Raw genomic sequence first — 14,728 nt, forward strand, 5'->3', positions numbered from 1 at the left:
ATTCAGACTTATAGAGGTGACCATGATGCTTGGAATATCAGTTTATCTATCAGAAGAGCGCCAGCTTCAAAATGCAAAATGGATTGAACGGGCCGCTTCTCACGGCCTCACATCAATCTTCACTTCCCTTCATATTCCCGAAGATGACCACAGCACATATAAACAATTGCTTCAGAACCTCGGTGCTCTTGCAAAGCAGCATCAAATGGAACTCCTCGCCGACGTTTCCCCTCAATCCTTGGACCATCTAGGATTGGACTGGGAATCGCTCGATACTCTTCTTGAATGGGGTCTCTCCGGAATCCGGGCAGACTACGGCTTTACTTCTGAACAGATTGTTGAACTCTCTAAAAAAATGAAACTTGGAATCAATGCGAGTACTATCTCTGCTGCAGAACTGCAGGAGTGGATGGAACTGGGCTTAAACGCCCATAATGTTGAAGCCTGGCATAATTTTTATCCCCGGCCTGAAACGGGTTTGGATAAAGACTTTTTTATAGAGCGAAATCGGTTCCTTAAAAGCGTGGGGATAACCACCATGGCGTTTGTGCCTGGTGACGCTGAACTTCGCGGGCCCATTTTTGCAGGGCTTCCTACCCTTGAGAAACATCGGGGCTGTCCACCCGCTGCTGCGGCGGCTGAATTGATGAACAGCTGCTATACAGACAAGGTGCTGATCGGTGACCATTCGGTAAAAGAAGAGACTCTTGCGCAACTGAAAAAAATCGCCAAGGGTCCTGTACCTCTCCGAATCGAGCTGATTGGCGGACAAATTTATAAGGAGCTTTTTAACAAACCTCATACAAATCGGATGGATCCTGCCCGGGATGTTGTAAGGTCAGTGGAATCAAGGTCATATGCTGGGCAGGGATCAAATAAATGGGAACCTCTGAACCAGCTGGAACGTAAAAAAGGCAGTGTCACAGCTGATAATATCCTATATGGCCGATACGCAGGCGAGATGCAGATTACTTTAACAGATCTGCCCCGGGATGAACGCGTGAATGTGATTGCAAGAGTTATAGATGAGGATCTGCCGCTTCTTGACCAGATCAAGGCAGGAACTAAATTTCAATTAATAGTGAGGGATGAACAATGAATATTACAAAGCTAAATACCGAGCAGCGAAACCCAAAAACAATGGAAATAGATTTAATGACAACCGAAGAAATTATTACAATCATCAACCAGGAAGATACGATTGTTCCTAATGCGATTGCAAGAGAAATCCCTCACATTGTCAACGTGGTGGATGAAATTACGGATAGTTTTAAAAAAGGAGGCCGCTTGATTTACGTTGGAGCTGGCACCTCAGGACGCCTTGGCATTATCGATGCTTCAGAATGTCCGCCAACTTATGGAACGGACCCGGAAATGGTTGTCGGCATTATTGCCGGCGGCAAAGAAGCCATGACCGAGGCAGTTGAAGGCGCCGAGGATGACAGTGAACAGGGACGCCAGGATGTCGCAGATATTCAATTATCGGACAAGGATGTGCTTGTAGGCATTGCAGCAAGCGGCCGTACGCCGTATACGATCGGAGCTCTTCAATATGGAAATGAAGTCGGTGCTGTTACTGTTGCTGTTGCCTGCACTAAAGACTCCGAAATGGGGAGAGTCGCAAAATACACGATAGCACCTATTACAGGTCCCGAGGTTGTTACAGGCTCTACAAGAATGAAAGCAGGCACTGCACAAAAGCTCGTCCTGAACATGTTAACAACAGCTTCCATGATCAAACTCGGAAAAGTATACGGCAATCTGATGGTAGATGTGCAGATGACAAATGAGAAGCTGTTTAAACGTGCTGAAAATATCGTCAAAATGGCTACAGGTGCATCTGATGAAGAAGCCCAGGGCGCTCTCAAAGATCAAAACCATAATACAAAGGCTGCGATTCTTCAAATTTTAACAGGATTAAAAGGTGAAGCAGCCGCCTGGCTTCTGAAAAAGCATAATGGCTATTTACGGGAAGCCATTGCGGAATATCATACTAAATAAATAATCATATATATTGTATGAAATTCCCTTTAAACTCAAATTAATAGGATAGAAAGCGCCCACCTGCCTTCTATCCTATTTTAGTTGTATAGACCAAATCATCAGAGTGAGTTAATTCTTTCAACTGGTATAGACATCTAAATCCAAACCTTTTATAATAAAAGTATCATTCAAACGGAGATGAACTAAAAAATGAGCCGTCTATTACTGAAAAACGCTAGAATTATTCTGGAAAACAGCATGATCGATCAAGGGTTTATTCTAATAGAAAAAGACCGAATCTTAAAAACTGGAACTTTGGAGGAGCTTCCTGCCATCGGCCAGGATACAGAAATCATAGAACTTTCCCCTGAGCATACAATCAGTCCGGGGTTTATTGATGTTCACATTCACGGCGCTGGCGGTGCCGATACAATGGATGCAACATTTGATGCACTTAACACGATGGCCACCGTGTTGCCTGAGGAAGGGACCACCAGCTTCCTGGCCACGACTATCACACAGGAAAAGGAAAAAATAGAAGCCGCACTGGTCAATGCAGCTCACTTTCAAAAAGAACAAAATACTCCTGGACAGGCGGAAGTAATCGGAATCCACCTGGAGGGCCCATTTATTAACGAAGCAAGAGGCGGAGCCCAGCCGAAGGATCATATACTCGAGCCCGATATTGAACTTTTTAAGCGCTGGCAGGAAGCAGCAAATGGAACCATCAAGCTGATTACACTTGCACCTGAGAAAGCAAATGGCTATGAATTTATCCGGTACTTAAGTGAAAACGGTGTTGTCCCATCAATCGGCCATAGCGATGCCATTTTTACAGAAATGGAGAAAGCTGTTCAGGCGGGAGCTAAGCAGGTTACTCACCTTTTTAACGGAATGAGAGGCATGCATCACCGTGAACCTGGAGTAGCCGGCGCTTCACTTTTATTCAAGGAATTGATAGTTGAAATGATTGCTGATGGAATTCATGTCCGGCCTGAGATGATCAAGCTTGCACTGAACGCCAAGGGCCCGGATGGAATGATCCTGATAACGGATTCCATGAGAGCAAAATGCCTGAAAAATGGCCATTATGATCTTGGCGGACAGGATGTAAAGGTTGAAAATGGCCAGGCACTGCTTGCTGACGGCACACTGGCTGGAAGTATTTTGAAAATGAAAGATTCCATAAAGAATATGATTGATTTTACTGATATTGGGCTGTCTGAAGCTGTCCAGCTTGCGAGCAGCAACCCTGCAAGACAGCTCAATATGTATAACCGGAAAGGCAGCATTTCGGAAGGAAAGGATGCCGACCTGGTTGTACTCGATGAGAACCTTGAGGTTGCCATGACTTTCTGCAGAGGCGTCAAAGCCTTTGAACGCGAGGTGAAAACACTTTGAAGATCATTCGGACAGCCGATTATAACCATATGAGCCAAAAAGCGGCCCAGCTAATGATTGAAAAAATTCGGCAGCAGCCGGGTATGACATTAGGGCTTGCAACCGGAAGCACACCAAAAGGAGTTTATGCCGAACTGATTAAAGATCATCAAAAGAATGGCACTTCTTATGAAAAAATTACGACGATTAATTTGGATGAATATATCGGCCTGCTTCCTTCTGACCCTAATAGCTACAGGCATTTCATGAATAGTGAACTATTTGATCACCTGGACATCCGGCTGGAACACACGCACCTTCCAAATGGAGCAGCAGAAGATATGCCACAGGAGTCCGAACGGTATGAGCAGCTGATCAAGGATTTGGCAAATATCGATCTGCAGCTGCTGGGAATTGGACGCAATGGTCATATCGGCTTCAACGAACCCGGCACGTCTTTTCACAGCCGTACGCATATCGTGGACCTGGCGGAAAGTACACGTAAGGCGAACGCAAGGTTTTTCAATTCTATTGAAGACGTTCCAGCCCAAGCGATTACTATGGGAATCGCTTCGATTCTTGATAGCCGGGAAATCCTCCTGCTCGCTTCAGGTTCAGCCAAGGCAGAAGCTATCAGGCAGCTGGTTTATGGAGAACCTGATGAACAGTTTCCCGCATCAGCTTTGAAGCTGCATGAGAATGTGACAATCATAGCCGATGAAGAAGCACTTAGTCTTGTCAGTAAGGATGAGCACTACTAATAGTGATAGGAGAATTCCCATGATCGATAAGCAATCACCCATCCCGATATATCACCAATTGGAAGAGTATATTAAACAATTAATAGAAAGCGGCATATTAAAGCCTGATGAAGCAATCCCTTCTGAGCGTGAGTATTCTGAGCAATACCAGATTAGCCGCATGACAGTCAGACAGGCCTTAAACAACCTTGTCAACGATGGCTATCTATACAGGCAAAAAGGACGCGGAACTTTCGTCAACAAGCAGAAGGTCGAACAAAAGCTTCAGGGATTGACCAGCTTTACCGAAGATATGAAAGAGCGCGGCCTTGTGCCGAGCAGCCGTCTCATTTCATTTGAAATCATCCCGGCCGAGCCGCAGCTGGCGAGAAAGCTTGATATAAAAGAAAATACACCTGTTTATGAAATTAAACGTGTGCGGATGGCAGATAATCTGCCAATGGCGCTGGAAACCACCTGCCTGCCTGCTAATCTCGTTAAAGGGCTTACGGAAGAAATCATCAACAAGTCCCTTTACCAGCATATTGAAGAAAAATTGTCTCTGACCATCAGTGAGGCAACCCAGCAAATTGAAGCCTCCATCGCTAAGGAAACGGAAGTAAACCACTTGCAGGTCGAATCTGGGTCGCCTGTACTGCTTATTGTCCGAACTTCCTTTTTAGAGGACGGCACGCCTTTTGAGCTTGTCAAATCAGCATACCGCGCAGACCGCTATAAATTTGTTCATACGATGCAGCGTGCTGCAAAATAGGAGAAAGCCCATCAGGGTTTTCTCCTATTTTCATTTTACCATGTCCTTTTGGAAGGTTCGTCCATATTATATACATGAGAATATTTTTTTAGTTGAAAGGAGCGATTAGATGAAAATCATACTGGATGCCGGGCATGGATTCAGTACTTCAGGCAAACGGAGCCCTAACGGAATGAGAGAATATGAATTCAATCGCGCTGTTGCAGAACTAGCGAAGGAGATGCTGGAAAGCTATCAAAACACAGTGGTGTCCTTTGCACACTCGGATATACGGGACGTGCCGCTTGCCGAAAGGACTGCACTGGCAAATAAACAAAACGCGGACTGCTATTTGTCCATCCATGCCAATGCTTTCGGAACGGGCGGATGGAACAGTGCAGGCGGAATTGAAACATATGTCTACCCTTCCAAACCTCGGGAAGCGCTGGCATTAGCCCAAAAGATACAGCGAAACTTAATCAGTTCTACAGGCTTGCGGGATCGGGGAGTCAAAACAGCTGATTTCCAGGTTCTTCGCGAGACAAAAATGACTGCTGTCCTTGTGGAATGCGGGTTTATGACCAATAAAGAAGAAGCTTCCCTTCTCCGAACCCCTCTCTATCGAAAACGCTGTGCACAAGCTATTGTAAAAGCAATCGCTGAACAATACGGCTTAAGAAAAAATGATAAAATCAAACAATATAAAGTTCAAGTTGCATTTTCAGAAAAGCAGCTTGCCGAGAAACTTGCCGGGAATCTGAAGAAAGACGGCTTTAATGCTACCATCATTGAATAGAAAAAATCCAGCATCACTGATGCTGGATTTTTAGCGCATTTATTTTTCCTTCGCCGGTTCAAGAATCGCCTTTTGAATGACAAGATTAACTATTGACATAATCACAGATACAAGAATCGCTGTGCCAAACCCGGCAATTTCAAATGAATCCCCCATAAAGCCATCTGTAATCATTAACGTAACAGCATTGATGACGAACAAAAACAGACCGAGCGTTAAAACAGTGACTGGCAGAGTTAATATAATCAGGATTGGTTTCACGAGTATGTTCAGGATGGAAAGCATGAAGCTGGCACCGATGGCAGCCCCAAATCCTGATAAGTAAAACGAATCCTTAAAAAAGCCGGCGATCGCTACAAATAGGACCGCATTAATCAAAATGCCCAGAATCCATCTCATTTCTTACAGCACCTCTTCATTCGGAAGCACGAACACAAGCAGAGCATAAATGAGTGTCATTGGAAAAACGCCTGTTGTAAATAATAAAACAATGAAGATCACCCTGAGTATGGCAGAATCTATACCGATCGATTTTGATAAGCCGCCCAATACCCCCGCTAATTTTCGGTTGCTGCGGGAGCGAACCAATTTATTCACAATGAATCCCTCCTATCAAGAAAAGCGGAAGCCCCTTGCCCTCGAAGGAACGCAGACTAAGAACGGCCACTTCCTGTGGCAACGTCTGCATGACCCCCATCCCAGGGGCCTCACCTCTAGGGGGTAGGCGCTCCTCCTAAAGCTAGCGCTTTTAGCCGTGCGATGATAAAGCTGTCGAAGCGTTCCTTGTGGAGCTAGACAGTAATGTTCAAAATTTTATACTATCTATCAAAAGCCTATTTCTTAGGCTTTACCAGGCTGTTGACCGTTTGATCGTGATCGTACCTGTTTTTGAGTCAGCCCTCAGCTTAAGTCCGCTGCCGCTTTCTTTTACAGACTTGAAGCGCAGCATTTTCTGAATCACTTCGCTCTTTTCTTCTATTACTTCAATACCCTCAATATCAGGGTGGAAACTGCCCAGATTGGTGCGAAGCTCTCCGCTGACAGCAGCGAAATCCGGTACAAACAGGTCGATGCTGCCCGTTGCTGCCTTTGCTTCGATCCATTCGCAGCGTTCATTTTCTGCCCTGCATGTTACATTGCCATTAAAAGATTGGAGTTCGGCTTTTTTGAAGTCTCCTTCAGCTAGAATAGCACCATTTAACGTTTCGGCTTCTACATGATCGATTCGGCTTTTTTGAATGGTAATCTGCCCGTTAGCTGTTTCAGCCTCAACATTTTTACTGTTTAAATCACTAACCATAATCTTTCCATTGGCCGTTTTCGCTTTAAAGTTTTCCACTGTTAAGTTTTGACTTTCAATCGGGCCATTAAACATGCGGATTTTCACATTTTCATATTCAGATCTGGGAATATAGATGACCGCTTCAAGCTTCATCCACTTTTGCTGACTGGAAAATCTAAGCCTCTGCCCTTCAATGGCAAAAATAACATCCTTCAGGAAATTTCTGCGTGCTTCATCCTGATTATCCACACGATAGACTTTAGCTTTGCATTCAACGCGGACATCACTTTGCTCCCATGGAATCACCTTAACTGTCCCATTGGCAACATCAATGTCCAGATCTTTTAAGTATGCGTCTGCATGCTGAAATATATGAGAGATCTCAACACTTTTCCCAAAATTAAAATCAAGATCCAGATCCTTCACTTTCTTAAAGGCAGAATCTACAAAATCAATAATTTTTTCCTTGGCACTTTGATGCTTTGAGCTGTATGGCTCACCCTTTTTAGCTTCTTCAAACTTAACCTCAGCAGAAAGCTCCTTAATTAAATCCTCCTGCTTCTGTTCCATCGTCTGATTTGTTTTTTCAAGCTGCTCCAGCAGAGTTAAAGCTTCCTCTACAGTAAGCTTTCCATCTTCGACCATTTTTAAAATACGTTTGCGTTCCTCTTTCATTTCTTTGGCCCTCCTCTATTATTTCTATTCTTCTATCAGGACTTTTACCCCTTTAATGATATTCCAGATAAGTACAATTAATAGCAGAATGATTGTGATGCCGACAGCTGCAAGAAAAAATACCGGGATTTCCTGACCATTTACAATGAACTGGGTTACACCAGCAAAAACAATAAACGGAACAGGAACCAGCGGAATCAAATGTGATAGGAATGCACTCTTGGCATGCCGCTTCACTTCCGTGTCTTCTGATGCAAAAAATACAATGAGCGGAAAAATAAATCCTGCGAACATAATGCTAAAATAGCTTAAGGCAGACAGAACCTTTCTTGTTTCCATTGTTTTCAGCTCCTTTATCTGTCATACGGAAATGGAGCGCTAAAAGTTTCAGCCTCTTCTTCATTATAGAAAATCAAAGGGGGATTTTCCTCCATATTTCTAAAAATACATCTGCAGGCTGAGGGGTTCCATAGCCTCAAGTCGCATAGCTTTTTCTATAATAAAAACCGCCTTTCTTGTAAAGACGGTTTTATGGATGAGTCCTATTTATAGGCAGCTGCCAGGTCAGTGCGAGGCGCTTCCTTCTTTTTCACTTCGTCGATTTTATTGACAAACATTTGGAATACTTTTCGTTTTTCATCCAAATCACGTATGTATTCTTTCAATTCGTTATACTTCTCTTCGAAAGGCTTATGATACATTTCGCGGATATTATCAATAATCTCTTCGTTCACAGTAGACTGGATAACCTGCTTTGTAATTCCATATTTGTAGGAATATACTTTAAGCTCTTTTTTAACATCCTCATATTCATTATTAATCTGATCCAAAACCTCAGAAATATCTTCTTTCCATTCTTCCAGAGACTTCTCTAAATAATCCTCCATAATGACCTCCCCTTCTGTTTCCAGGCAATAGCTTCCCTTATATAGGAGTATAACGCTGCTTGGTTACATCGATTTTGCTGGAACATTACATTGTGTTATCAATTAATAGAAGGGGAGGCAAAATAAATGGCCAACAAACTAAAATGAGTAATTATCTATAATCTTATCAGCAATCAGCTCATACCCCTTTCCGTTCGGATGAAGGGAATCAGCGAAGTACTGTTTCTTGTTTTTTCCCTTGAACAGTTCATTGGTAGAAACGTAGGTGATCTTTTTATCTTCCGCTGCTTTTTTTCTTATGGATTTGTTCCAATGATCAATATATTTTTCAATTTGGTCGCCGTCCGGATAGGGATTGTATAGTCCGAGCAGGATAACAGGTGCATCACGGTTGGCGGTTTCCAGTGTTTCCAGGATTCCATTCAGTTTATCCTCATATATGTCTTTAGCTTCAACCAGTTTTTCGTGATGGAGCGGATACAGGTCCCCGCCGTTGCTTTTCAGCAAATCGTTTGTGCCAATATATACGATAAACATATCTGCATTTTTGATATCCTGTGCCACTTTCGGTTTGAGCATTTGCTGGAGGACATCAGAAGATTTATAGCCATAGACTCCATGATTTGTTATTTTATAATTCTTATCCGGAAATGTCCGATCTAGTTTGCTCTGCAGCCTGCCAATGTATCCCTCTTCCGTTTCATCTCCATATCCGTAGGTAAGCGAATCCCCAAAAGCTACTATCGTTTGACTGCTTTCAGCCTTTTTCTCTTCTCCCAGAAATGTGATGGTTAGATAGATGCCGAATCCAAGCAATATAAGGCCTGCCAAAAGGCAGATTTTATTTTTCATAGTGTATGTTCCTTTCTTGGTTGAGATTATTGAAGGTAGCTGCAGACGCATGTTCTATACCCCTCATCCCGGAGAATTAATCTCTTCTATATAAAAAGAAGCAGTACCAAAACGGTACTGCTTCTTCCTAATTAAGCGTTTGTCACGCCCTCTTTTTCTTCAATTTGCTGTTTCATCCTCAGGCGGTCTCTTTCCAGGATCGGTTTGAGGTATTTGCCTGTATAGGATTCCGGAACTTCGGCAATTTTTTCCGGTGTACCGGCTGCTAAGATGGTACCTCCCTTATCTCCGCCTTCAGGTCCAAGGTCAACGATATAGTCGGCTGCCTTGATGACATCAAGATTATGCTCAATAACCAGTACGGTGTCTCCATTTTCAACAAGACGCTGAAGGACCACGAGCAGTCTTGAGATATCATCAACATGGAGGCCTGTTGTCGGTTCATCAAGAATGTACAGGGAGCGGCCCGTTGAACGGCGGTGCAATTCGGAAGCAAGTTTGACACGCTGCGCTTCACCGCCGGACAATGTTGTCGCAGGCTGTCCCAAAGTGATATAGCCCAAGCCAACATCATAAATCGTCTGCAGCTTGCGGCGGATTTTAGGAATATTTTCGAAAAACTCCAATGCATCTTCCACTGTCATTTCGAGAATCTCCGAAATATTCTTCCCTTTATACTTCACTTCAAGCGTTTCCCTGTTGTAGCGTTTGCCATGACATACTTCACATGGCACATACACATCCGGCAGGAAGTGCATTTCAATCTTGATGATCCCGTCCCCGCGGCATGCTTCACATCGTCCGCCTTTTACATTGAAGCTGAAGCGCCCCTTTTTGTAGCCGCGAACTTTTGCTTCATTAGTTGAAGCAAATACATCCCGAATATCATCAAACACTCCGGTGTATGTTGCCGGGTTGGAACGAGGTGTCCGCCCGATTGGGGATTGATCGATATCAATGACTTTGTCGAGGTGATCCACACCTTTAATTTCTTTATGCTCACCCGGCTTTGCTTTGGCTCTATGAAGCTTTTGCGCAAGCCCTTTATGCAGAATTTCATTGATTAACGTACTTTTTCCTGAACCGGATACGCCAGTAACGGAAATAAAAGTGCCGAGCGGGAACTTAACGTTCACATTTTTAAGATTGTTTTCTTTAGCCCCTTTAATTTCGATAAAACGCCCGTCGTTCTTGCGGCGCTCGATTGGCAGCGGAATGAATTTCCTGCCGGACAGATATTGACCTGTCAGAGAGTTCGGATCATCCATGACTTCCTGAGGGGTACCAGCTGAAACGATTTGTCCGCCATGAACCCCCGCTCCCGGTCCTACATCGATTAAATAGTCGGCTGCCACCATCGTATCTTCATCGTGTTCTACCACGATCAGGGTGTTGCCGATATCTCTCATATTTTTCAGTGTATCAATCAAACGGTCATTATCACGCTGATGGAGACCAATCGAAGGCTCATCCAGAATGTAGAGTACACCTGTCAGGCGCGAACCGATTTGTGTGGCCAGGCGGATACGCTGTGCTTCACCGCCGGACAAAGTTCCCGCAGCCCGGCTTAATGTCAGGTAATCCAGCCCGACATTAATGAGGAAGCCTAGCCTCTCCTTAATCTCACGGAAAATGAGGTTGGCAATCTTCATTTCTTTTTCAGACAGTGTCAGATTTTCAAAGAAGCTGAATGCTTCCTCAATCGAATATTCTGTGACATGGCCGATATGTTTTCCAGATACAAGCACCGCAAGCGTTTCCGGCTTCAGACGGTAGCCTTTACAGGAAGGACATGGATGCTGGGCCATGTATTTTTCCATTTGCTCCCTGATATAATCAGAGCTTGTTTCTTTATAGCGGCGCTCCACATTGCGGATGACACCTTCAAAATGGATATAATTCTCCCTTACCTGGCCAAAATCGTTTTCATATCGGAAATAAATGCTGTCCTTGGCGGATCCGTATAAAACCTTATCAAGCAAGTGTTCAGGAATCTCCTTAACCGGCATGTCCATATCAATTCCATAATGATTGCAGACCGCCTCCAGCAGCTGAGGATAATATTGAGAGCTGGTCGGCTCCCATGGCGCAATGGCATTTTGCTTTAATGAAAGATCCTTATTGGGTATGACCAGATCAATATCTACCTCCAGCTTTGAGCCCAATCCGTCACATTCCGTACAAGCACCAAACGGACTATTAAAAGAGAACATTCTTGGCTCAAGTTCGCCGATTGAAAATCCGCATTGAGGGCAGGCGTGGTTCTCGCTGAACAGCAGTTCCTCTTCCCCAATTACATCCACCAGCACCTTGCCATTGCCCAGATTCAACGCGGTTTCCAATGAATCAGCCAGCCGCGGAGCTACCCCTTCTTTTACGACAATCCGGTCGATTACTACTTCTATAGAGTGCTTTTTGTTTTTTTCCAGCTCAATCTCATCACCGAGATCCATCATTTCTCCGTCGACACGGACACGGACAAACCCCTGCTTTTTGACATCCTCAAACACTTTTACCTGTGTCCCTTTTCGGCCGGATACAAGCGGAGCCATAACCTGGAGTTTTGTTCTTTCTGGATACTCCATAATCCGGTCAACCATTTGCTCAATGGTCTGTGAGGAGATTTCAATGTTGTGAATCGGACAGGTTGGACGCCCCACCCGTGCAAATAATAATCGCAGATAATCATAAATTTCTGTCACCGTTCCCACTGTGGAACGAGGATTTCTGCTTGTCGTCTTTTGGTCAATTGAAATGGCAGGAGACAGCCCCTCTATCGCATCCACGTCAGGCTTATCCATCTGGCCGAGGAATTGCCGGGCATAAGCAGATAATGATTCCACATAGCGGCGCTGCCCTTCTGCATAAATTGTATCAAATGCCAGTGAGGACTTTCCTGAACCTGAAAGTCCTGTCAGGACGACAAGCTTATCTCTCGGAATGGTGACATCTATATTTTTCAGGTTATGGGCTCTGGCACCCTTTACAATCAGTTTATCCATCGCCATTTTTACGTCATCCTTCCGCTTTCAGCTCTAATATTAAATCACGAAGCTCGGCAGCCCTTTCGAAATTCAGGGATTTGGCCGCTTCCTTCATTTCTTTTTCCATATCGCCTATCAGCTTCTCCCGCTCTTTCTTGTTCAGCTTGCCGAGCTTTGCTGACGGCTGGTATTCTTCCTGCTCTTCTGCCGCATGGGTTGCACGGATTGAATCGCGTATATCCTTCTGTATAGTCATTGGCGTGATGCCATGCTTCTCATTGTACTCTTTCTGAATGGACCGGCGGCGCTTTGTTTCACTGATGGCTTTTTCCATGCTGTCTGTAATCCGGTCTGCGTACATAACGACATGGCCATTCGAATTACGCGCTGCACGTCCAATCGTCTGGATGAGTGAACGTTCTGAACGGAGGAAACCTTCCTTATCTGCATCAAGTATGGTAACGAGAGACACTTCAGGTATATCCAGCCCCTCTCTCAGAAGGTTGATCCCAACCAGCACATCATACTTGCCAAGACGGAGCTCGCGGATAATTTCAATCCGCTCGAGCGTTTTTACCTCCGAGTGCAGATACTGCACTTTAATGCCGATTTCTTTTAAGTAATCTGTCAAGTCCTCAGACATTTTCTTTGTTAATGTAGTAACAAGCACACGTTCATTTTTCTGAATGCGATCCTGGATTTCGCCGATGAGGTCATCAATTTGCCCTTCGATTGGACGGACATCAATAGTAGGATCAAGCAAACCGGTTGGGCGGATAATTTGCTCAATCATTTCCGGTGTATGCTCAAGCTCATAAGGACCAGGTGTTGCCGAAACAAAGACAGCCTGTTTCACATGCTTTTCGAACTCGGTAAACGTAAGCGGTCTGTTATCCATGGCTGAAGGCAAACGGAAGCCATGGTCCACAAGCACGGATTTTCTTGCCTGGTCACCATTGAACATACCGCGGATTTGCGGCAGAGTTACGTGCGACTCATCAATCACAATTAGAAAGTCTTCCGGAAAGTAATCCAGAAGGGTATACGGTGTTGAACCAGGCGGCCTTAATGTAAGGTGGCGGGAGTAGTTTTCAATGCCGGAACAAAACCCCATCTCCCTCATCATCTCAAGGTCATAGCGGGTCCGCTGCTCGAGGCGCTGGGCTTCAAGAAGCTTATCGTTTTCTCTTAATTCAGCAAGGCGCACTTCCAGTTCTTTTTCAATGTTCTGGATGGCGATCCGCATTTTTTCTTCACGCGTTACGAAGTGGGATGCCGGGAAGATCGCAACATGCTCACGTTCACCCATAATTTCTCCGGTGAGGGCATCTACTTCACGGATCCGGTCTATCTCATCCCCGAAAAACTCTACACGGATACAATGCTCATCCCGTGATGCCGGGAAAATCTCTACTACATCCCCGCGTACACGGAAGGTACCGCGCTGGAAGTCGATATCATTGCGCTCATACTGAATGTCAACGAGCCTGTGAAGAAGCTGGTTCCTCTCAATCTCCATGCCGGTTCTGAGGGATAGCACCATTTCACTGTATTCTTCAGGAGAACCCAAACCATATATACAAGACACACTGGCAATAATAATGACATCTTTGCGCTCAAATAATGAAGAAGTCGCCGAGTGGCGGAGCTTATCAATTTCATCATTGATGCTTGCATCTTTTTCAATAAAGGTATCTGTAGAAGGCACATACGCCTCCGGCTGATAGTAGTCATAATAGCTGACAAAATACTCAACAGCATTGTTTGGAAAAAAGTCCTTAAATTCACTGTATAACTGCCCAGCAAGTGTCTTATTATGGGCAATGACAAGCGTCGGCTTGTTAACCTCTTGTATAACATTTGAAACCGTGAAGGTTTTTCCCGTTCCTGTTGCACCCAAAAGCGTCTGGTGCTTCTTGCCGGCATTAATTCCCTCCACAATTTTTTTGATTGCCCCAGGCTGATCGCCCTGAGGGGAATATTTTGAAACTAATTCAAATTGATCCTTCACCTATAAGCCTCCCGTTCAAATTACTTTTATCTATATATTAATCACAAACCAGCATTGAAAGAATTTAAGATCCGGGATGCATGGCTGATTTGTCAGTTTTTTACTCAAAACTCATATCATCATTCTACCACAAAGAGCCTAAAACAAACCAACAATATGCGAACGGATATTCGTTTTTTTAATTTGCCGAGAAAATATTGCTTGGGAAATATGCCGAATTTTTGAGGGAGATGTCGAAGCAAGGTTAATCAATCGTTTGATTAACCCCCTGAAATTAAATCAATCGTTTGATTGATATTGATTAATAGCTGATTTTACGCAGGCATTAATGCAGCTAAAATTACATTAAACAAAAAACCTGTCGATGCGTTTATTCGACAGGTTCCG

14 protein-coding genes are annotated in these 14,728 nt (G+C 44.3%); 6 read left to right on the forward strand and 8 right to left on the reverse strand.

Annotation, left to right across the window (positions count from 1 at the left end; genetic code table 11):
- The first annotated feature begins 25 nt into the window (after positions 1 to 25).
- From ACR42H_RS23855 to ACR42H_RS23880, 6 genes are all read left to right on the forward strand, one after another.
- A complete protein-coding gene (locus ACR42H_RS23855) occupies positions 26 to 1,099 on the forward strand; it encodes a DUF871 domain-containing protein (RefSeq protein WP_436377058.1) in 1,074 nt (357 codons plus the stop codon).
- Complete coding sequence (gene murQ, locus ACR42H_RS23860) at positions 1,096 to 2,001, forward strand: N-acetylmuramic acid 6-phosphate etherase (protein WP_436373587.1); 906 nt, start codon at positions 1,096 to 1,098, stop codon at positions 1,999 to 2,001. Before ACR42H_RS23855 ends, murQ begins: the two co-directional genes overlap by 4 nt.
- 192 nt (positions 2,002 to 2,193) lie before the next feature.
- Positions 2,194 to 3,384 carry an N-acetylglucosamine-6-phosphate deacetylase gene (gene nagA / locus ACR42H_RS23865; protein WP_436373589.1) on the forward strand — a complete coding sequence of 397 codons (1,191 nt, stop codon included), beginning with the start codon at positions 2,194 to 2,196 and terminating at the stop codon, positions 3,382 to 3,384.
- The gene (nagB, locus tag ACR42H_RS23870) at positions 3,381 to 4,124 is read left to right on the forward strand and encodes a glucosamine-6-phosphate deaminase (RefSeq protein ID WP_436373591.1); all 744 of its coding nucleotides are present in this window, start codon (positions 3,381 to 3,383) and stop codon (positions 4,122 to 4,124) included. Before nagA ends, nagB begins: the two co-directional genes overlap by 4 nt.
- Before the next feature lie 19 nt (positions 4,125 to 4,143).
- Positions 4,144 to 4,875 (forward strand): GntR family transcriptional regulator, encoded by a 732-nt coding sequence (locus ACR42H_RS23875; RefSeq protein ID WP_436373593.1) that lies wholly within the window; start codon positions 4,144 to 4,146, stop codon positions 4,873 to 4,875.
- A 109-nt stretch (positions 4,876 to 4,984) separates the two neighbouring features.
- Positions 4,985 to 5,650: an N-acetylmuramoyl-L-alanine amidase gene (locus ACR42H_RS23880; protein WP_436373595.1), complete on the forward strand. Its 666-nt coding sequence runs from the start codon at positions 4,985 to 4,987 to the stop codon at positions 5,648 to 5,650.
- Positions 5,651 to 5,689: 39 nt separating this feature from the next.
- Here ACR42H_RS23880 and ACR42H_RS23885 read toward each other — a convergent pair whose 3' ends face one another.
- The 8 genes from ACR42H_RS23885 to uvrB all read right to left on the reverse strand — a co-directional run bounded on the left by ACR42H_RS23885 (position 5,690) and on the right by uvrB (position 14,341).
- Entirely contained in the window at positions 5,690 to 6,049 is a 360-nt protein-coding gene (locus ACR42H_RS23885) for a phage holin family protein (protein WP_113883740.1), read from the reverse strand.
- Between the two features lie 3 nt (positions 6,050 to 6,052).
- Complete coding sequence (locus ACR42H_RS23890) at positions 6,053 to 6,247, reverse strand: PspC domain-containing protein (protein ID WP_113883741.1); 195 nt, start codon at positions 6,245 to 6,247, stop codon at positions 6,053 to 6,055.
- Positions 6,248 to 6,497: 250 nt separating this feature from the next.
- Entirely contained in the window at positions 6,498 to 7,607 is a 1,110-nt protein-coding gene (locus tag ACR42H_RS23895) for a DUF4097 family beta strand repeat-containing protein (RefSeq protein ID WP_436373598.1), read from the reverse strand.
- Between the two features lie 24 nt (positions 7,608 to 7,631).
- Entirely contained in the window at positions 7,632 to 7,946 is a 315-nt protein-coding gene (locus tag ACR42H_RS23900; RefSeq protein WP_113883743.1) for a DUF4870 domain-containing protein, read from the reverse strand.
- A gap of 203 nt (positions 7,947 to 8,149) precedes the next feature.
- Positions 8,150 to 8,494 (reverse strand): hypothetical protein, encoded by a 345-nt coding sequence (locus tag ACR42H_RS23905; protein ID WP_009331863.1) that lies wholly within the window; start codon positions 8,492 to 8,494, stop codon positions 8,150 to 8,152.
- A gap of 138 nt (positions 8,495 to 8,632) precedes the next feature.
- The gene (locus ACR42H_RS23910; RefSeq protein ID WP_113883744.1) at positions 8,633 to 9,397 is read right to left on the reverse strand and encodes a DUF459 domain-containing protein; all 765 of its coding nucleotides are present in this window, start codon (positions 9,395 to 9,397) and stop codon (positions 8,633 to 8,635) included.
- 80 nt (positions 9,398 to 9,477) lie between these two features.
- A complete protein-coding gene (uvrA, locus tag ACR42H_RS23915; RefSeq protein WP_436373601.1) occupies positions 9,478 to 12,354 on the reverse strand; it encodes an excinuclease ABC subunit UvrA in 2,877 nt (958 codons plus the stop codon).
- 7 nt (positions 12,355 to 12,361) lie between these two features.
- Positions 12,362 to 14,341 carry an excinuclease ABC subunit UvrB gene (gene uvrB / locus ACR42H_RS23920; protein ID WP_113883746.1) on the reverse strand — a complete coding sequence of 660 codons (1,980 nt, stop codon included), beginning with the start codon at positions 14,339 to 14,341 and terminating at the stop codon, positions 12,362 to 12,364.
- Positions 14,342 to 14,728 lie beyond the last annotated feature (387 nt).

The organism is Cytobacillus sp. BC1816 (genome assembly GCF_051353635.1).
GTDB lineage: Bacteria > Bacillota > Bacilli > Bacillales > Cytobacillaceae > Cytobacillus > Cytobacillus oceanisediminis_C.